This window comes from Pseudomonas sp. RIT-PI-q, assembly GCF_001297125.1.
Lineage (GTDB): Bacteria > Pseudomonadota > Gammaproteobacteria > Pseudomonadales > Pseudomonadaceae > Aquipseudomonas.
Genome location: NZ_LHPC01000060.1, coordinates 1 through 19,108, shown reverse-complemented (window position 1 = coordinate 19,108; position 19,108 = coordinate 1). Strand labels below are relative to the sequence as shown.

The 19,108-nt window shown below is 58.8% G+C and carries 13 protein-coding genes and 2 rRNA genes; 6 read left to right on the top strand and 9 right to left on the bottom strand.

The annotated features are described in order from the left end of the window. Both rrf (AEQ67_RS36910) and rrf (AEQ67_RS31435) read left to right on the top strand, forming a co-directional pair. Positions 1–79 (top strand): 5S ribosomal RNA (rrf, locus tag AEQ67_RS36910); the annotation flags it as partial. A 108-nt stretch (positions 80–187) separates the two neighbouring features. After that, positions 188–303, top strand: a 5S ribosomal RNA gene (rrf, locus tag AEQ67_RS31435). Positions 304–429: 126 nt separating this feature from the next. On the opposite strand, the gene AEQ67_RS31430 is transcribed toward rrf (AEQ67_RS31435), so the two are convergent. The 8 genes from AEQ67_RS31430 to AEQ67_RS31395 form a co-directional block, all read right to left on the bottom strand. Beyond that, positions 430–2,928 (bottom strand): TonB-dependent siderophore receptor, encoded by a 2,499-nt coding sequence (locus AEQ67_RS31430; RefSeq protein WP_059407636.1) that lies wholly within the window; start codon positions 2,926–2,928, stop codon positions 430–432. Positions 2,929–3,016: 88 nt separating this feature from the next. Continuing rightward, positions 3,017–4,030 carry a FecR domain-containing protein gene (locus AEQ67_RS31425; protein WP_059407635.1) on the bottom strand — a complete coding sequence of 338 codons (1,014 nt, stop codon included), beginning with the start codon at positions 4,028–4,030 and terminating at the stop codon, positions 3,017–3,019. Next, positions 4,030–4,530: a sigma-70 family RNA polymerase sigma factor gene (locus tag AEQ67_RS31420; protein WP_059407634.1), complete on the bottom strand. Its 501-nt coding sequence runs from the start codon at positions 4,528–4,530 to the stop codon at positions 4,030–4,032. Before AEQ67_RS31420 ends, AEQ67_RS31425 begins: the two co-directional genes overlap by 1 nt. Positions 4,531–4,766: 236 nt before the next feature. Next, on the bottom strand, positions 4,767–5,234 hold the full coding sequence (locus tag AEQ67_RS31415; RefSeq protein ID WP_059407633.1) for an SRPBCC family protein: 468 nt from the start codon (positions 5,232–5,234) through the stop codon (positions 4,767–4,769). 22 nt (positions 5,235–5,256) lie between these two features. Next, complete coding sequence (locus AEQ67_RS31410) at positions 5,257–8,673, bottom strand: non-ribosomal peptide synthetase (RefSeq protein ID WP_059407632.1); 3,417 nt, start codon at positions 8,671–8,673, stop codon at positions 5,257–5,259. 13 nt (positions 8,674–8,686) lie between these two features. Further along, on the bottom strand, positions 8,687–9,616 hold the full coding sequence (locus tag AEQ67_RS31405) for a diiron oxygenase (RefSeq protein ID WP_059407631.1): 930 nt from the start codon (positions 9,614–9,616) through the stop codon (positions 8,687–8,689). After that, on the bottom strand, positions 9,613–10,389 hold the full coding sequence (locus tag AEQ67_RS31400) for a DUF3050 domain-containing protein (protein WP_059407630.1): 777 nt from the start codon (positions 10,387–10,389) through the stop codon (positions 9,613–9,615). Before AEQ67_RS31400 ends, AEQ67_RS31405 begins: the two co-directional genes overlap by 4 nt. A gap of 659 nt (positions 10,390–11,048) precedes the next feature. Then, a complete protein-coding gene (locus AEQ67_RS31395; protein WP_059407629.1) occupies positions 11,049–11,759 on the bottom strand; it encodes a GntR family transcriptional regulator in 711 nt (236 codons plus the stop codon). Between the two features lie 231 nt (positions 11,760–11,990). Here AEQ67_RS31395 and lapG point away from each other — a divergent pair, with 231 nt between their 5' ends. After that, positions 11,991–12,683 (top strand): cysteine protease LapG, encoded by a 693-nt coding sequence (gene lapG / locus AEQ67_RS31390; protein ID WP_059407628.1) that lies wholly within the window; start codon positions 11,991–11,993, stop codon positions 12,681–12,683. Positions 12,684–12,697: 14 nt separating this feature from the next. After that, positions 12,698–14,644, top strand: a complete 1,947-nt coding sequence (gene lapD / locus AEQ67_RS31385; protein ID WP_059407627.1) for a cyclic di-GMP receptor LapD — start codon at positions 12,698–12,700, stop codon at positions 14,642–14,644. A gap of 152 nt (positions 14,645–14,796) precedes the next feature. Here lapD and AEQ67_RS31380 read toward each other — a convergent pair whose 3' ends face one another. Then, a complete protein-coding gene (locus AEQ67_RS31380; protein WP_059407626.1) occupies positions 14,797–15,135 on the bottom strand; it encodes a hypothetical protein in 339 nt (112 codons plus the stop codon). A gap of 579 nt (positions 15,136–15,714) precedes the next feature. Between AEQ67_RS31380 and bcsQ the strand changes: the two genes are divergently transcribed. Further along, positions 15,715–16,857 carry a cellulose biosynthesis protein BcsQ gene (gene bcsQ / locus AEQ67_RS31375; RefSeq protein ID WP_059407625.1) on the top strand — a complete coding sequence of 381 codons (1,143 nt, stop codon included), beginning with the start codon at positions 15,715–15,717 and terminating at the stop codon, positions 16,855–16,857. Further along, on the top strand, positions 16,854–19,061 hold the full coding sequence (gene bcsA, locus AEQ67_RS31370) for a UDP-forming cellulose synthase catalytic subunit (protein ID WP_152974941.1): 2,208 nt from the start codon (positions 16,854–16,856) through the stop codon (positions 19,059–19,061). The genes bcsQ and bcsA overlap by 4 nt, the downstream gene beginning before the upstream one ends. The last annotated feature ends 47 nt before the right edge of the window (positions 19,062–19,108 follow it).

Below are 19,108 nucleotides of genomic sequence, written 5' to 3'. Positions count from 1 at the left end.
TCCCGAACTCAGCAGTGAAACGATGCATCGCCGATGGTAGTGTGGGGTTTCCCCATGTGAGAGTAGGTCATCGTCAAGATTAAATTCCGAAACCCCTATCTGCGAATGCAGGTAGGGGTTTTGTTTTAGTAGAAGTCACCGTTTTTTGCTGGCACGTTACTGTCGTAACGGGCTGGTCACAGAATTTCTTGACGACCATAGAGCATTGGAACCACCTGATCCCATCCCGAACTCAGCAGTGAAACGATGCATCGCCGATGGTAGTGTGGGGTTTCCCCATGTGAGAGTAGGTCATCGTCAAGATCGAATTCCGAAACCCCTGTCTGCTAACGCAGACAGGGGTTTTGTCGTTTTAGCTACCCAAAAACCGCAGACACAAAAAAGCCGGCCCCTGAATTCAGGGACCGGCTTTTTAGCAATAACGCGAGATTAGAACTGGTAACTCACCGTCGCGGATACATTGCGCTCCTCGCCCATGTAGCAGAAGTTCAGGCTGGCACAGGAGGCCACATAGGATTCATTGGTCAGGTTGTTCGCATTCAGTCGCAGGTCCACGCCCTTCAACCCAACTTTGCCCAAGTCATAGCCGACCGAAGCGTCAAACAGCGTGTAGGACGGCACCTTCATAGTGTTTTCCGCATCGGCCCAGCTATAGCCGACATAGCGCACACCACCGCCCACGCGCAAGCCATCGAGCGCTGCGCTGTCGAACTTGTAGTCAGCCCAGATCGACGCCATGTGCCGTGGAGCCTGGGTTGGCGAGTTGCCCTTGTTCTCGATCACGTTGGTGTCCGAGCTCAAGGTGCTGATCATCGACTTCGAGTAATCAATGTCGGTGAAGGTGTAACTACCGAGCACTTTGAAGTTATCGGTGAACTGCATATGCGCTTCCAGTTCCAGGCCCTGGGAGCGGACAGCACCTACGGCGCGATAGAAGTTTTCCTGCGGCAGTTTAGTCGCCAGGTTCTCCTGGTCGATGCGGAACAGCGACGCTGTGAATAAGTTGTCGGTGCCCGGTAGTTGATACTTCAGGCCCACTTCCCACTGTGTGCCATCGGTAGGTGCCAGGGGATTACCGGCACTGTCCGAGTAGGAGTTCGGGTTGAACGACTCGGAGTAGCTGATATACGGCGCAATGCCGTTTTCGAACAAGTACAGCGCCCCGGCACGACCGGTCAGCTTGGTGCGTTTGTCACTGATTTCAGTGCCCGCCGGGCGTCCTGTCTCAGCCAGGCGATTCTCATCGGATGTTTCAACCCAGTCCTGGCGCAGGCCGAGGGAGAAGCGCCACTTGTCCATCTCGATCAGGTCCTGCAGGTAAACACCGGTTTGCTCCAGACGACGCAGATAGCTGGTCGGGCTGTAGTAGTCGATCGCCGAATTTCCATACACCGGGTTGAACGCGTCGATCGGCGCAAGACCACCGCTAGCCCAGTCGACCACAGTCTTGCGGCGTTGATAATCTGCACCTATCAACACGGTGTGCTTGGTCGCGCCGGTGAAGAACTCCGCTTGCAGCATGTTATCGACGATAAAGGCGTGGAGTTTCTCGTCACCACCAGTGTAATAACGATTCAGCTCATTACTGGTGGGAGTAGTCCAGCCATAAGCGTAGACCTGATCGAGCTTCACTTTGGAGTCGAGATAACGGAAGTTCTGCCGCGCGGTGAAGACGTCGTTGAAGCGGTGCTCGAACTGATAGCCGAAGGACTGCTGATCGCGTTGAAAACCATCAATGCCGGGCTCGCCTTCGAAGAAGTGGGTAGCGATCCGGTTGCCATTGCGCTGATGCAGAGAGCCATCGGCGGGTACGCCAGCGTGATAACCACCCTCCGGATCGTTTTGCAGATAAGCCTGCAGAGTCAGCGAAGTATCTTCGGTGAAGTCGATGCTGACCGTCGGCGCGAGGGCGAAGCGTTTTTCCTTGTTGTGATCAAACTGTGTGTCGGACTGATCCGCCAAGCCTGTCAGGCGATAGGCAATGCGTTTGTCGTCATCCACAGGCCCACTGAAGTCGAAGCCCAAGCCGCGTTGGCCCTGATTGCCCACCGTGGCTTGTATCTGATGATAGGGCTCGTACAGCGGCTTCTTGCTGGTCAGCGCCACCAGGCCGCCGGGTGAACTGCGGCCGTAGAGCACTGACGATGGCCCTTTGAGGATATCGACACGCTCCAGGAAATACGGGTCCACCTGCATGGTGCTATAGGTGCCGCTGTCGCCCATGGACTTGAGTCCATCGAGGTAGATGTTATCCACCGAGCCGTCGTTGAAACCACGCATTGCCACATAGTCATAGCGGTGAGTCGCGCCGTAAGGGTTGGTCAGCACGCCGGGGGTGTAACGCATGGCCTGGGCGACGGTTTGCGAGCCCTGATCGTCCATTTGCTCACGGGTCACCACCGAGACACTTTGCGAGGTTTCCAGTAGCGCAGTGCTTGTTTTGGTGGCGATCTGACTGTGAGTCGCGTTGTAGCCGGCCATGCTGCCTAACGCGTTACCCAAGGCAAAGCCTTTGATGTCCGTGGCGGGCAGCGCCAGCGCTTCTGTTTCAGCGACAGGACGCAGCACATAGCTGCCGCCGTCCTGGTTCACGGCCTGCAGACCGGAACCACTGAGCAAATGAATCAGTGCCTGATCCACCGAATAGTCGCCCTGTACGCCGGGTGACTGAAGACTTTCAGTTTGCGAAGGTGTCATCGACAGCGTGATGCCCGCCTGACGTGCGAACTGATTGAGCGCATCGCTCAACGGACCGGCACCAATGTTGTAACGGTGACTGCTGACCTCACTACCTGCCGCTACGCCCAATGTCGGCAAGAGGCCGGCACCCAGCGCAGTCGACAACAGCGCGGCGCGTACGGCATGGCGCAGGACGCTTGATTGCGCAGTGAAATGAAGCGGGTTCTTACTGGTGATGCGCACAATCATTGTAGGTTTCCGTAGGAAGTCGCTGAAGTCAGAGTTGAAGTGCTTACTGACTAAGCCGGTCTTGCTCGGAAAACCCGCCAAAAATAATTCAGGCCTGGCGCTCTAGCGACACCCACCACCGCGTGCGATAGCGCAACTGCACCGGCAGGGTTTGCGGGAGGAGGGCCAACAGCTTGTCGGTGTTTTCGAGGCGGAAAACACCGGACAGTCGCAAGTCGGCAATGTCCGCCGAGCACGTCAGATAGCCGTGCCGGTAGCGTGCGACTTCTCTGAGGAAATCCTTCAGGCGCATGTCGCGGGTGACAATCAGGCCGTCGACCCAGGCGCCGGCATCCATGTCCAACGGCGGTGCCAACCGCGCCTGGTTGTGATCGATCAAGTAACTCTGCCCGGCTTCTACCCGAACCGGCACACCGTCGGCGGCCAGCGGCGAATGAAGTGCGACGATGCCGCTGGTGACACTGAGCCGTGTGCAGTCAGCGTCCTGACGCAGAATGAAACGAGCCCCGATTCCTTCATACACACCGTGGCGACTTTGCACGCGCAATGGTCGATCAAACGAAGATCCTTCATCGATTCCGCCACACGTCACGATGATCTCGCCACGCGTCAGTTTGATCAGTCGCTGTTGCGCGGTGTAATCCAGATCCACCGCGCTGGCGGTGTTGAGCTCCAGTCGCGTGCCATCCGGCAACTGGAAGCCACGCCGTTCGCCAGTGGCGGTGGCGAAGTCGGCGGTCCACTGTTGCCAGCCGACTGCATCCTTGCCCAGCCATGCCGCCGACCCCATCAGCAGTGCGCCGGATAGCAGTTTCAATGCCTGACGTCGGCCCAGCCCCTGGGCGCTGTTTTCTAGTGTATCGAACGCCACCCGCGCACCCGATACCGCCCGCAGGTTGCTGCTCAACTCGGCTTGCAGCGACTGCACCCGTTGCCAGGCCAATTCATGTTCATGATGTTCGGCCCGCCAGACGTCGCATTGCTGTCGCAGCCTTGGGTTGGCCGAGTTGTTACGCAGGCGCAGCAACCAGTTGATGGCCTGCTTGACCACCTGCTGATGCGGCTCACCGCACCGATTCAGCGACGAGTTATCCACAGGCATTACGTTTGATACCGCAGCAAATAGCAGTGATACAACGCGTCGGCCACATAGCGTTCCACCGAACGCAGGGACAAGCCCAGCTGCGCGGCGATCTGTTTGTGAGTGAAGCCTTCGCACTGTGCCAACAGAAACGCCTGACGCACTTTCGGTTTCAGACCTTCAAGCATGCGGGCGACGCTTTCCAGCAGTTCAAGCACCAGCGCCCGGGCTTCGGCACTCGGGGTTTCGGCTTCGGGTAAATGGGCGATGGTTTCGAGGTAGGCGCGTTCGATTTCTTCTCGGCGCCAGTGGTCGATCACCAGGCCGCGAGCGATGGTGCGCAAAAACGCGCGCGGCGCCTTGAGTTCCAGGCGTTCGGTTCGTTGCAGCAAACGAACAAAGGTGTCCTGCGCCAGGTCGGCCGCATCGGCGGCATTACCCAGCCGTGCGCGCAGCCACGTGTTGAGCCAACCGTGATGGTTACTGTAAAGCGCCTGTACTGCAAACTCAGGAGAGGACATGAACGCAACAGCCCGAACGTCACAAATGATAATTAGTCGCATTGTCATCAAGGAATGTGGAATTTGCAACTGCTGCTGAGGCTGAACGCCTGTTAGACCGCGTTATCGTTCTTCGCGAGCAGGCTCGCTCCCACATTGAATCTTCAGTGATCACAACATTTGTGCGCGACTGAGAACCACTGTGGGAGCGAGCCTGCTAGCGAAAGCGGTGCACCCGTCACCGTCAAACCAGAGCCTTACGCGAACAGCTTCAGCACATTGTTCATCGCATCATCAGCAAAGCCCTGAACAAAATCCTTGAAACCCGGCAGGGCTTCCGCACCGCCCTGAGCAGGTTCGGCAATGATGGTCCAGGTCGCTCGTGACTTACCCCCCCCCAGCGGCTCAACACTCATCGCCGCCCACAAATTGGCCACGCCCAAGGTGTTGTAAATCGTGGTCCAGGTCATGTTCAGTGCCTGGTCGTCGCGAGAGTTGAGTTGCTCGACCACCACGTTGCCATCCTTGAAGAATTTCTTGCGCAGGGACGAAACGCCTTCGCCGGTCATCTCGATGTGCGACAGCGCCGGAATGAATTGATCGAAGCCGGCAAAGTTGCCGACCACTGCCCAGACCTGCGCGGCCTCGGCCGGCACGTCCACCAAAGACACAACGTGGCAGCCTTGAGGGTTGTTGATCAGGGTATCGGGTTGCAGGGTTTTCATGGTTTTGCTCCGGTTGAGTGATTCAGATGAAATTGATTTCTTTGAGGTAGTCGCAGCCGCGACGCAGCAACGCCGGGGATTTTTCCGGGTAGTGCGCGCCCATCTGCCGGACGCCGGCCAGGGCGTTGTCGTGGCCGATCATCGAGATGTCGCCGATGTCTTCCTCGAAGCCGTTGAGGTAGAAACCGAGCACGCCGAACAGCGCGTTGCCGCTGTCGACCCGACCCAGTTGCTGCTGCCAGTCGGCGACGCTGACCATGGAAAATTCCCGCCCGGATTCGCGAAATGACGCGACGTAGTCGTCCCAGCTCAAGGGCTCGGGGTTGTGCAGGTTGAACACGGCTTTTTCAGGCTGATAGCGGCTGGCATGGAAGGCGATGAAGCGGGCCAGAAAGTCCACCGGCATCAGGTCGAAATTCAGTGCGAACTCCGGCACCTGGCCGAGCTGAATCGAGCCTTTGAGCATTAACATCAATCGATTCTTGTGCGGTTGGCAGACGCCCGTGAGGCTATTGAAACTGATGTTCCCGGGGCGATATAGATTGACCCGCACACCACGCTCACGCGCGCGTTCGAGGATCCGCTCGCCGACCCATTTGGAGAGGTTGTAGCCGTTCTTGATGTAGATCGGCGGGGTCTGCGCGGCGGGCAGTTCAAGCACCCGGCCCTCGGCGGAGATCGTGCTGGAAGCCGAGAGCGTCGAGACAAAGTTGAAGATCTTTTTGCTGCGCCCTTCGCACAGTCGCAGGCATTCGAAAATCGGCTCGACGTTGTCCCCTGCCAACGACTCGTAGTCGAGGACGTGGTTGACGTTGGCGGCGTTGTGCACCAGTGCGCCAAACTCTCGGTCCAGTCGTTCATAAACCTGCGAAGTCAGACCCAGTCGAGGACGCGTAATGTCCGCCGCATAAACCCGCACCCGGCTCAAGTCCAGATGCTCCAGACGGTTCTCTCGCAAGGCGTGAGCAAAACGCTCCGCCGCTGATTGCCCGCCGCCATCGCGTACCAGACAAGCGACTTCGCTGGCGCCCCAGGCCAACAACGCCTCGACGATATGCACACCGACAAAACTGTTGGCGCCGGTGACGATCACCTTGTGCACATCGCCCATGCGGCTGACCGGCAATGGCTGCACATCCAGCTCGCGGAAGGCATCGGCCATGGCCTGCTCGCTCAGCACTTCTTCAATACCGGACCCACGCACCAGCGTTGCCAACTTCGTGATGGTGGGCAGTTCGATGAAGCGGTTGATCGAGATGCTGCGACCGAACTCCTCACGCAAACGCAGGAGCATGCGCGACAGCAGGATCGAGTGGCCGCCCAGATTGAAGAAGCTTTCATCGGTGGAAATGTCGCTGGCTGGCAGCTCCAGCAGCTCGGCCCAGATCTCCTGTAGCAGCGCTTCATCAGCACTGGCGGGTAAGCGCCGAAACGTGTTTTCGCTAACGCTGACGGGCAGCGCCAGCAGCGCTTTGCGATCGACCTTGCCGTTGCTGGCGTACGGCATGCCCGTCAGTTCGGTCCAGGCAATGGGCTGCATGTAGTCCGGCAGGAACTGCGTCGAGTGGGCTTTCAGCGCTTCGCGAGCGGCGCCGGGTTGATCCTCCTGAGGTTGGGTGAGAAACGCCAGAATCCGCCGCTGACTGTCGATGACCACCGCGACCTGACGGTACAACTGACTGTCGCGCAGGCAACGCTCGATCTCTTCCGGCTCAACGCGGAAGCCGCGAATCTTCACCTGATTGTCGCGCCGTCCGCACAGCTCGATACCCTCGGCGGTCCACTTCGCCATGTCGCCGGTACGGTAGGCGCGCAGGCGCTGGCCGCTCGGCAACTTCAGGGTCAGATAGCGTTCGGCGGTCTGCTGCGGGTTGTTCAGGTAACCCAGGCATACGCCCGGCCCGACGATATACAACTCGCCGACAGCCTGCTCGGCCACTGGTTGAAAATCCTCATCGAGAATCAGCACCTGGCTGTTGGCGATCGGCGCGCCGAGGGTGCGATTACTGTCGCCAGCGCGCAGTTGCCGCGCGGTGACCAGCACCGTGGCTTCGGTCGGGCCGTAGAGGTTGTAGAGGTTGCCCTGACGGGTGAGCTGCTCGATGACCCAGGGTTCGCAGACGTCGCCGCCGGTCATGACGTGATCAAGACACTGCAACTGATCCAGCGGCAGGATACTCAACAATGCCGGCGGCAAAAATGCGTGGCTCAACCGCTGGTGTCGGATCAATTCCACCAGTTGCAGCGGATCGCGACGTTGATCATCGCTGGGCACGATCAGCTCGGCACCCTGCAGCAGGGTCGGGAAAATATCGATCAGCGACGAGTCGAAACTCAACGACGAAAACTGCAATACCCGGCTCTGCTCGGTCAGCTGCACATAGTCGGCGTACCACGCGGTGAAGTGCGCGAGGTTGGCGTGGCTGAGCAATACACCTTTGGGATGACCGGTGGTGCCCGAGGTGTACAGCGCCATGCACGGCGCGTTGAGATCGGGGCGTTGGCGCATTAACGGTTGATCGAGATTCACGTCGTCGAAGTCGATGTCCGTGATATCCAGCCCCGGCATTTCCAAAGCCAGCGGATGCTGCCCGTCATGCAGCAACAACACCGCGCTAGCGTTCGACAGAATGTAGTGCTGACGCTGCAACGGATGACTCGGCTCCAGCGGTAGATACACCGCACCGCTGCCGAGAATCGCCAGAATCCCCGCATACAACGCCGCGCATTTCGGCAGGCAAATGCCGACCACCACCGAGCCTTGATGTTGATCGAGCAGTGGCTGCAAACGCTGGCTAATGGCGCGACTGTAGGCGTGCAGTTGGCGATAGCTGAGAGACGTACCGGCGACGTTCAGTGCCGGCCGTTCGGCGTGCTGGATGAAGCGCTGTTCAAGCCGCTCGATCATCGGAATCTGCGCGAGTTGCAACAGCCGGGGTTCAGCGGTCGAATTGAGCTGATGGATGAAAGCCAGGCTCTCTAGAAATCGTAGATTTTCCACACGTTCGAAGTGAGCCGGAGCCGCGTGTTCGGCGAGCAAAAAATACTCGGCATCCCGGGAGTAGCGACTGACCAGCAGCGCCACGTGATCCACCAGTTCCGCCACCGCGCGCAGACGCAGTGCCTGGCCGTTGCCCGAAGATTCGTCGGCAATCGGCAGGCGAGTGAGCAGCGTCGAACCGTGCGTGCACAGCAGGTCCAGCGACGGCAGGCCGCCAGCGCCCGGCCGTCTGATACTCAGCTGCAATGACAGCCTCGGTGCAGTGCCGACATCGCGAAACGCCAGGCTGGCGTCGTCGATCAGCAAATCAAACTGGCCAAGCGGTTGCCTATCGACGGCCGTCAGCCGCGCCAGGGAATGACCGTGTTGTTCGAGTTCCTGCGCCAGGTCGGCCAGGGCCTGGCTTTGTCCGATGAGCAGAATGTCGAGACGTCTCATGATGTGCTCCTCGTCAAATCAGGTAATCGCGCAAGGCGCTTTGCACGCACGGTGAATCGAGCAGCGAGCTGCTGCGGAAAAACCGCACGATGTTGGCAACCAGCGGGTGATGGCGATTGATCGGAAAGGCCAGCCCCGACACTTCGCGCTTGAGTGCACGCCGCGCCGTATCGCTGATCTGCAAGGATTCGATCAGGCGGCAGTCGAACGATTTCTGAAGGTCGTTGGTCAGGTAATGGCCGATGAACACCGGCAGGATCTGCGCGATGCACTGGCGGTCGTCTTCGCTCGCGGTGTGCCAGTAGATGCGCACCATCCGCGACCAGAATCCGGAGTGACGGCCCTCGTCCAGCAAGTGATCGGCCATCAGGCCCTTGATTGAATGCTTGACCGTATCGTCCTTGGCGAACGCCGCCACATCACCGGTCACGGTGTTTTCGGCGATGGCCACGCAGATCAATTCCATGGCGCCTTTCAGGTGGTCCGGTGCGAGTGCCACGGCCGCCGGAATCGCCCGGCTCAATTCGATTTCATCCGGCAGTTCAATGGGCGTGATGCCGGTCATGGCGACGGTCTGCTGCATGAAATCCATCGCCACCAACGCGTGGTAATCCTCGTCCACCACCACCGTCATCGCGTCGTAACGGCAGGCGAATGGGAAGGCCATGGCGAAGCGGTTCTTGGCGATGCTGCGAGCGGTCTTGTCGACGATCTCGGTTTCGAAAATCACCACGTCGTTGATGAATTTGTAGAGCGTCTGCACCAGGGCGAAGTCGCGTTGTTCCGGGCATTCACGCAGGAAGGTTTCGCTCAGCACCAGCGGCTGACGGTTCAAGGGATAGATCAGCTTGTCGTCGTTCTCCACCACGCGGCGAGGTCGGGTGCGGATGGTTGCGCGGCTCTCCCAGGCGTCGGCGAAGGATTGGTAGTCGGCGGCGTTCATGCGTTCATCTCCGCGACAGGTTCGCTCATGCTCAGGCGCAGGCCGTCCCCCAGGGCGATGCGACTTTCCACGGCCGCAATGGCGCTGGCGTAGACGTCTTCTTCGCGTTGCGGATCGCCGTCGATCAGCCGGGCGAGGAGTTTTTCTGCGGCCGGGCCGTGGGCTTCGGCGTCGACTTCGATGTGTCGCTCGAGGTAGTAACGGAAGGGCGGCGCCTGTTCGATGCCGATGCCCCAATCGTCGAGAATGCGCTGGAACATCTGCGGGATGACGCTTTCACGGCCATGCAGGAACGCCGCCGCAACGCTGTGACCCGGTGCATGCAGCGCGGTGTGCAAGGTCTGACGCACGAACTGCGCGGCCGCCGGGTCGACGTCCACACTCTGCAACGCCACGTCGTAGCTCACGCCTTCTTTTTGCAACGCCACGAAGCGTTCGACGGCGACCGTGCTGGCACCGACTTCGCGCATCGCATCCAGGTACAACTCGAAATGGCTGTAGTGACCCTGGGCCGGGCGGTCATCGGATTCCTCTCCGAGCACGATCTCGTTGATCAGCCGCGCCGCTTGCGGATCTGTCGGCGGCAGCCAGGGCAACTGAACGCACGTCAGTTCCTGTTGCAGGCGCTTGGTCAACGACATGAAATCCCACACCGCAAATACATGGGACTCCATGAAGCGTTGCAGTACCGACAACGAATGTATTTCGGAGAAGATCGGGTGCGAACCCAGTTGTGATTTCTTCTGATCAAGATGGTCTTTAGTCGATGTCATGAGTGAACCTATAAGTTGATTGGGAATGAGGTGCGATCAATCAGTGACTGCGGGTTGAAGTTTTCTGTTGGCGAACGGGCGCCTCAAGCGAATTGATCTGCGTTAGTTGTTTTCAAGTTCAATGTGACGCCTTGGCCGCCGGTTTCGGGTGGCGCTGGAGAAAAGCTAATGCACTAACCAAGTGTCGATCAAGTTATATTTGCGCTATTTAAAAGTTTAACTTTCTCGAGCATGACAAGTTCCAATAAAACTTTTTTATAAGGTTTTATTGGGGCGTAGTTGCTCCTTCCGATTTATATAAGTCAGAATTTTAATAAAGAGTGAATGCCTCACTCGAAGCAACTTTCAAATAGGGATCGTTGACGTGATTTGAGGGGAAGTTGGCCGGGAGCAACGCCGATTCTTCCTTTCCCGTGGCAAGACTCCTTCCGTAGGTCCTTGATGCGGAGACTGCGCCGCTCAGGCGGCGCGTCACCCGTTCATTATTCGTTGGCAACCCAAAGAGTGAGCGTAATTCAAGGCAGCCGCTATCGCCGAAGTGTGGGGTTCGGGGCAGGACACAGAGGAGGGGAAATGTAAGCGGATGGTTCGGCTATCAGCGAGGCGCAGAACCCGTGGCGCGGGCGCTGGCCACAGGTATCACGATTAACCGATGGGTTTTACGTCGAGGTTTTTTTGCTTTGGCTTTCAGGGCTATTGAGGTAGCGCGTGATGACCTCGACGCCTCGATTGAGGTGGTTTTCGAGCAGCTTCACCGAGCGTTCGACGTCGCGGTCTTGCGCGGCCTGTAACAGTGCCCGGTGATCTTCCTGAGACAGCTTGCCCAGGCCCATGGCTTCCAGGTTGAAACGCAGGAAGCGCTCCTCCTCGTTCAAACCGTCTTCAACCAGCCTCAACAACCGCTGGTTCGGTGCCTTGCAATACAGCGACATGTGGAACAGGCGATTGAGCCGGCCGATCTCGGTGTAGTTTTGTTCTGTTTCCAGTTCGTCGATGTAGCGGGCAGCCGCTTCGATATCCGCCGTCTCAAGCAAAGGAATCGACAGGCGCAGCGCTTCGGATTCGAGCAGGATCCGCAGCGCGTAGGTTTCAGCGGCGTCGCCCTGGACCAGCGGTGCGACCACCGCTCCTTTGTGAGCGACCACGTTGAGCAGTGCCTGCGCTTCGAGCTGGCGCAAGGCTTCGCGTACTGGCATGCGGCTGACACCGAACAGGTCGGCCAAATCTTGCTGACGCAGGGCTGTACCGCAGGGAATACGCCCGTCGAGAATGGCCGAACGCAGGGTTTCTTCAATCACCGAGCGTGCCAGATGAGCGGGAATGGGCCCGTTGACCTTAATGCTGTTCAGAGGATTGGGCTTCTGTGTCACAACAACGCACCCTGTTTGATTGAAATAAATTTGGATCCAAGATGACACTAGGCACTGCCCGACAGGTTGTCAAACCGACAAAAAATCGCAGTCCGGCGCGTTCGCGTAGTTTTTATGACACCTGCCATACAAAGTTTAGCCCGCCTCGGTGATCTCACCGTGCCATTGTCTTTTACCGGGCTAAGCTCCACGATCAACCGACTTCCACCTGCCCACCCTGGATGCCATGCATTGGCGGTACGTTTCGCAATCCCTCGGACGTTGCGCTGGTTAGGCTGCGCGTTGCTGCTGGCCGGTGTCATGCTGGGCGGTTTGCAGGCCGACTGGGATTTCTCCCTGATCAGCCGTCGGGCGCAGGCATTATACGGGCCGTTGGGCGAAGGGCAGCAACGCATCGATGCCTGGCAGCATTTACTGGCCACGCAAAAGCAGGTCAGCGAGCTGGAACAGCTCAACGTGGTCAACCAATTCTTCAACAAGCAAGTGCGTTACGCAGAGGACATCGATCTTTGGCACGAGGTTGATTATTGGGAAACCCCGATTGAAGCCTTGTGGAAAGGCGCCGGTGACTGCGAGGACTTCGCGATCGCCAAGTATTTCAGCCTGCGCCATCTCGGTGTGTCCAGCGACAAGCTGCGCATCACCTACGTAAAGGCTTTGCGCCTGAATCGCGCGCACATGGTGCTGACCTACTACTCAAGCCCCGACGCCATGCCATTGGTCCTCGACAGCTTGATCGATGCAATAAAACCCGCCAGCCAACGAACCGATTTATTACCGGTCTACTCTTTTAATGCCGAAGGTTTGTGGTTACCGGGCGCGCAGGGCAACAAAAAAGTCGGCGACACCAAACGCCTGTCCCGTTGGCAGGAAGTGTTGAAAAAAATGCAGGCCGAAGGATTCCCGGTCGAGACGACCCACTAGGAGTACGCGCCCAGATGTCTTTGTTCAAACAGCTGTTGATCGCAATCTGTCTGTTCCTGGTGGTCGCCTTTACCGGCAGCTTCATGGTCAGCCTGGAGAGCTCGCGCACCCAGTATGTCAACCAGTTGCGCTCCCATGCCCAGGACGCCGCGACGGCGTTGGCACTGTCCCTCACGCCGAACATCGATGATCCGGCGATGGTCGAGTTGCTGGTCAGCTCGATTTTCGACAGCGGTTATTACGCGAGCATCCGCGTAGTCGATCTGGCCAACGACAAGACGATCGTTGAGCGCAGCGGTATTCCAGCGGTGAGTAACGTGCCGGACTGGTTCGTCAAACTGATCGGCCTCGAACCGGCTGGCGGCGATGCGCTTGTCAGCCGTGGCTGGGAGCAGGCCGCACGGGTCGAAGTCGTCAGCCACCCGATGTTCGCGTTGGCCAAGCTTTGGCAGAGTGCGTTGGGCAGCCTGGCTTGGTTGCTGATCTGTGGCGCGGTGAGCGCGGTGCTGGGCGCGCTGTTGCTGCGCCGGCAATTGAAACCGCTGGACTACATGGTCCAGCAGTCCCACGCCATCGCCCGCCGCGAATTCCTCAGCTTGCCAGACCTGCCGCGCACGCCTGAGTTGCGCCGCGTGGTGCAGGCGATGAACCAGATGGTCGAAAAGCTCAAGGCGCTGTTTCAGGAGCAGGCCGAGCGCAGTGAAAAACTGCGGGTCGAGTCCTATCAGGACAGTTTGACCGGGTTGGCCAACCGCCGTTATTTCGAGATGCAATTGAACGCGCGTGTGAGCAATCCGGAGCAGGCCAGTTCGGGTTACCTGCTGCTGTTGCGGGTCAAGGATCTGGCCGGTTTGAACCAGCGCTTGGGCGGTCAACACACCGATGAACTGCTGATCGCAGTCGGCGAACAACTGTCCCGCGAGTGCGCCAAGTACCCGGAAACGCTGAACCTCGTCACGCGGATTCGTGGCGGCGAATTCGCCGTGCTGGCGCCGGGGCTGGTGCGTGAAGAAGCGCTGCATCTGGCGCAGAACCTCGACAGTGCCTTGACCAGCCTGCATGCAACAGGTGCCACCGACGTGGCGTCGGTCGCTGCGATCGGCCTGGCGCCGTTTATTCATGGCGACTCGCCGCAAGCGGTCCTCGGCTTGGCGGATCAAGCCTTGGCGCAGGCCGAAGGCCAGGGCGATTCGAATTGGGTCTGCCTGGATCACAGTGCGGCGGACAGTGTTGGCGATGATCATCATGCCTGGCACACCTTGCTCGATCAGGCGTTGAGTCAGCGGCGTTTTCAGTTGTATTTCCAGCCGGTGGTGGCCAGCCGGGACACGCAGTTGGTGCTGCATTACAAAGTGCTTTCGCGCTTGATCGACGACCAGGGCCAGAGCATCCCCGCCGGGCGTTTCCTGCCGTGGCTCGAGCGTTTTGGCTGGACCGCGCGGCTGGATCGCTTGATGTTGGAGTCAGTGCTGGAGCAGATGGCCGACCACGAAGAGTCACTGGCGCTGAACCTGTCGTCGGCGACGCTGGCGGACCCGCAAACGCTGAATAAAGTCTTCGAGATTCTGCGCTCGAATTCCAATCTGGGGCCGCGGCTGACCCTGGAAATCGGCGAAGAGCAACTGCCGGAACAAGCGGTGCTGGAAGAGCTGACACGACGTTTGCGCGAAGTCGGGTTCTCCCTGAGCCTGCAGCATTTTGGCGGGCGCTTCAGCATGATCGGCAACCTGGCGCGGCTTGGGTTGGCGTATCTGAAGATCGACGGCAGTTACATCCGGGCGATTGATCAGGAGAGCGACAAGCGCCTCTTCATCGAGGCGATTCAGCGGGCGGCCCATAGCATCGATCTGCCGTTGATTGCCGAGCGGGTCGAGACCGAAGGGGAGTTGTCGGTGATACGCGAGATGGGGGTGTATGGGGTCCAGGGGCGGTTGTTTGGGGAGCCGAAGCCCTGGGAGTAGAGCTCTGAAGTTGTTTCGTCTGTGAGGGCGCCATCGCGGGCAAGCCCGCTCCCACAGGGATTTATGGTGTACGCACATTCCGCGACCACCCATTAACTGTGGGAGCGGGCTTGCCCGCGATGGCGTCAGACCTGACACCAAAAAGCGCGGGGTCAGATCAACCGATCCTCATCCTCATCAACCAAATGACTCAACCCACCCAGTGCCTCACGGGCCTGGGTCCGGTCCATGAGCTTGGCTTGTGCGGGGGCCGGCAAATCGGTGACGCGGATCACGCCTTTATCGATCAGTACCTGGATCAAGTCGTCGAGTACCCGGATCATTTCCGGGTCGCTCTGCTTGAGCAGTTTCAGGTTGGTGGCCAGTTTTTCGCTGGCGAACCAGTCCCGGACGTCCGGATGGTCGGCCGGCAGCGTTTCGGTGGAGTCGGCGTAGGCCTCGGCTTCCACGCGCATCAGTTGGCCTTGCGCATTGCGTTGCACGTAGAACATTGAACATCCCTCTGAAATGAACCCGCGTCATGCTTTCAGCAGCATAGTCAACGTCGCGCCAGTAAAGGGCACGCCTTACATATCAGGCGCTGTTAATTTGGCTAATGGTGTTCGCGCAACGGTGGCTGCCTGAAAGACGGGCGTTTATGTACAACTAAGATATTGATTTAAATCAATATGTATAAGTCATGAACTATGGCTTACATGGCCGTAGTTCATATGGTCCGCTAATTGCTTCGGTATTTTGTGCTATTTGCAGATAGCCGTTCATCCACCGGGCTGCCATCTGGCGCAAATCATATGCGCCCCAACGGTGCTTGCTGGATAATCGCGCGCCGCCGACTGAGGCCCCGTATTTAGACGCTTGCAGCGCAATCGGTAGCAGTTGCGAGAATGGCGCGCCAAATTTAAACTAGCGTCAGTCGTCAAAAATATGGCGATAAAAAAGGTTTTTTTAATCGCGTTCGAATATTACACTTGCGGCATTCAAAATATTGACGATATCATTTTGATGGCGCGCTTCGATGAATTCTGGAGCTACGTGCTCCCTCTTTTGCCAGCGGCCCGGATAATCTTTTTATGAATCGTACGGACGATATATCGAACCTGTTCAACAGGTTCGGAGCAAGTGCGGAAAGTTATCTCGAGTTCGGTAGCGATTTCGACTACAAGGAAAAGCCGTTGGCACTCGTGCCGACGACACCCGAGCCCGTGGCTGTCGTCGAAGCCGTTCAGCCAGCGATTCAGGTCAACGAACCTTCGCTGACGGTTTCTGCAGTCAATAACGAAGCTGAATTGCCCCCCGTCAAGATCTCGCAACCGGGAGCCCCGCTTCGCCATTTGCTGGCTGAAGTAGCGGCTGCGCGTCAGGCCGAAGCGCAAGCACGCAACGATGAGGCGCTGCGCCGGGTACTGCCCCTCGGGCGTCCGGCAAAAACCAAGGCCCACGTTATTGCGCTGATATCGACCAAGGGTGGCGTTGGCAAAAGTACGCTGGCCTCGGCGCTGACCACCGCGTTGCGATTAGAAGGCGGTCAGACACTGGCCATCGATCTCGATCCGCAAAACGCCCTGCAATACCACTTGTGTGCCGAGCCGGATGTGGCGGGCATGGCCAGTGCCAGTCTCAAGGGTGAAAACTGGAATTCACTGCTGTTGGCCGGCTCCGCAGATTCATTGCTGCTGCCATACGGCTCGGTGACTGAAGACGAGCGTCGGACGCTGGAACGTTACATGGATCACGATCGTTATTGGCTGGCACGCCAACTGGCGAGCATGGACCTGAGTGAAAACGATGTGGTGATTCTCGATACGCCGCCAGGTCGCACGACGTACCTGGATCAGGCTTTGACGGTGGCCGATCAAGTGCTGGTTATCGTCACGGCCGATGCGGCGTGTTTCGTCACGCTGGACCCGATGGAGCGCTTGCTGGACGAGTGCATGGCCCACGGTCAGGCGCCGCAGTGCAATTACGTGATCAGCCAGTTCGACAGCTCCCGGGTGTTCTGCCGGGACATGCACGAAGTGCTCAAGCGTCGCCTGGGCTCACACCTGCTGGGTGTCGTGGCGCTGGATCATGCCGTCGGCGAGGCGTTGGCTTACGGTCAAAACCCGCTGTTGGAAGCAGAGTCGTCCCCGGCCTGCCAAGACATGCTGATGCTGAGTGACAAGCTCAAGGCGCAGTTGAAATCAATGGATGTTGCAGAGTCATTCGCCTCGTGATTAACACCCCGGTTCAAGACACGGTCACCCTGACGCGTTCGCAACGTTGGGCACAAGCGGTCTCCGATCGCCTGGACAACCTGCCAAAGGCACTGCGTCGAGCGCTGACGCTGGGCGTGACGCTGCTGTGCGGCCTGTTGGCGCTGTTCATCATTACCGTGCCCTTCGAGTTGTATTCGCAGTGCATTTTCGCCCTCGGCTGCTTTATAGCCGCCATGGTTCTGCGCAAGATTCCCGGACGCCTGACGGTGCTGATACTGATCGGGCTGTCACTCACCGCGTCCCTGCGCTACATGTACTGGCGACTCACCTCGACGCTTGGGTTCGAGGGTTGGGTCGACATGCTGTTCGGCTACGGCCTGGTCATGGCCGAGTTGTACGCATTGATCGTGCTGGTGTTCGGTTACCTGCAAACCGCCTGGCCTTTGCGCCGCAAACCGGTGCTGATGAGCAGCCCGCCGAGCGAATGGCCAACGGTCGATGTGTTCATCCCTTCGTACAACGAAACCCTCGATATCGTAAAAGTCACGATCTTCGCTGCCCAGGCCATCGACTGGCCTCAGGACAAGTTGCGCGTGCATGTGCTGGATGACGGTCGCCGTGAAGACTTTCGCGAGTTCTGCGAGCAGATTGGCGTGGGCTACATCGTTCGTGACAACAACCGCCATGCCAAGGCCGGCAACCTGAACGAAGCGCTCAAGGTCACCAGTGGCGAGTACGTGACTATTTTTGACGCCGACCACGTGCCGACGCGTTCTTTCCTGCAGGTGTGCATCGGCTGGTTCCTCAAGGACCCGAAGCTGGCGATGTTGCAAACGCCGCACTTCTTTTTCTCCCCCGACCCTTTCGAGAAAAACCTCAATACCTTCCGCTCCGTGCCGAACGAAGGCGAGCTGTTCTACGGGCTGGTGCAAGACGGCAACGACTTGTGGAATGCGACCTTCTTCTGCGGTTCCTGCGCGGTTATCCGCCGCGAGCCGCTGCTGGAAATCGGTGGCGTGGCCGTCGAGACCGTGACCGAAGATGCCCACACCGCGCTCAAGCTGAACCGCGCAGGCTACAACACCGCGTACCTGGCCATACCGCAGGCGGCTGGCCTGGCGACGGAAAGCCTGTCGCGGCACATCAGCCAACGGATTCGCTGGGCGCGGGGGATGGCGCAGATTTTCCGCACCGATAATCCGTTGTTCGGCAAGGGGCTGAAACTGGGGCAGCGTCTGTGTTACTTGAACGCCATGCTGCACTTTTTCTACGGCTTGCCACGCCTGGCGTTTCTCACCGCGCCCCTGGCGTTCCTGTTTTTCGATGCGCAGATTTTCCACGCCTCGGCGTTGATGATTACCGCCTACGTGTTGCCGCACATCCTCCACGCCAGTTTGACCAACTCCAGCATCCAGGGGCGGTTCCGCCACTCGTTCTGGAACGAGGTCTACGAGACGGTGCTGGCCTGGTACATCATGGGTCCGGTGCTGATGGCGCTGGTCAATCCCAAGTTCGGTGGCTTCAACGTGACCGACAAGGGCGGGGTCATCGACAAGAAATACTTTGAATGGAAACTGGCCCGCCCCTACATCATCCTGCTGACATTGAACATCGCCGGCCTGATCTACGGCGTGGTGCGGCTGACGGAAGGTGCTGAAGGCGCCATGACCACGATCCTGATCAACCTGGCGTGGACGGTCTACAACATCATCATCACCAGCGCCTCGGTGGCGGTGGCCAGCGAAACCCGTCAGGTCCGTTCCGAACCGCGCGTGGCGGCGGCCTTGCCGATGCGCCTGACCCGCGCCGACGGCACCACCCTGCAAGGCGTGACCCAGGACTTTTCGCAAAAAGGCCTGGGCTTCCGATTGCCGGAGGGCGTCAGCGTTCCCCAGGGCGAGCGCGTGCAGATCTCGCTGTTCCGTAATCAACAACTGAGTGTGTTTCCGGCCATCATCGTGTTCAGTCGTGATGGGCTTCTGGGGGCGCAGTTCGATCAGTTGACCCTGCGTCAGCAAAGCGAACTGGTACGCCTGACCTTCTCGCGTGCCGATACCTGGGCGTCGACCTGGGGCGGCGGTCAGGTCGATACACCGTTGGCCGCCTTGCGCGATGTCAGCGGTATTGGCCTTCGCGGTATCTACGAGCTCTTCAAAGCCACGGCCATGGAAGTGCGGAACCTGTTCCGCACTTCCATGGCCGTGGCTTTGAAGAGCTCGTAGATACCGCGAAGGCCAATACCGCTGACATCGCGCAAGGCGGCCAACGG

What these genes read in the sequence shown, in the direction of transcription:
- AEQ67_RS31420 (WP_059407634.1), bottom strand. Translation starts at nt 4,530, where the DNA reads ATGTCCTCTCCTGAGTTTGCAGTACAGGCGCTTTACAGTAACCATCAC.
- bcsQ (WP_059407625.1), top strand. Translation starts at nt 15,715, where the DNA reads ATGAATCGTACGGACGATATATCGAACCTGTTCAACAGGTTCGGAGCA.
- AEQ67_RS31380 (WP_059407626.1), bottom strand. Translation starts at nt 15,135, where the DNA reads ATGTTCTACGTGCAACGCAATGCGCAAGGCCAACTGATGCGCGTGGAA.
- AEQ67_RS31410 (WP_059407632.1), bottom strand. Translation starts at nt 8,673, where the DNA reads ATGAGACGTCTCGACATTCTGCTCATCGGACAAAGCCAGGCCCTGGCC.
- AEQ67_RS31415 (WP_059407633.1), bottom strand. Translation starts at nt 5,234, where the DNA reads ATGAAAACCCTGCAACCCGATACCCTGATCAACAACCCTCAAGGCTGC.
- AEQ67_RS31430 (WP_059407636.1), bottom strand. Translation starts at nt 2,928, where the DNA reads ATGATTGTGCGCATCACCAGTAAGAACCCGCTTCATTTCACTGCGCAA.
- AEQ67_RS31405 (WP_059407631.1), bottom strand. Translation starts at nt 9,616, where the DNA reads ATGAACGCCGCCGACTACCAATCCTTCGCCGACGCCTGGGAGAGCCGC.
- lapD (WP_059407627.1), top strand. Translation starts at nt 12,698, where the DNA reads ATGTCTTTGTTCAAACAGCTGTTGATCGCAATCTGTCTGTTCCTGGTG.
- AEQ67_RS31425 (WP_059407635.1), bottom strand. Translation starts at nt 4,030, where the DNA reads ATGCCTGTGGATAACTCGTCGCTGAATCGGTGCGGTGAGCCGCATCAG.
- AEQ67_RS31400 (WP_059407630.1), bottom strand. Translation starts at nt 10,389, where the DNA reads ATGACATCGACTAAAGACCATCTTGATCAGAAGAAATCACAACTGGGT.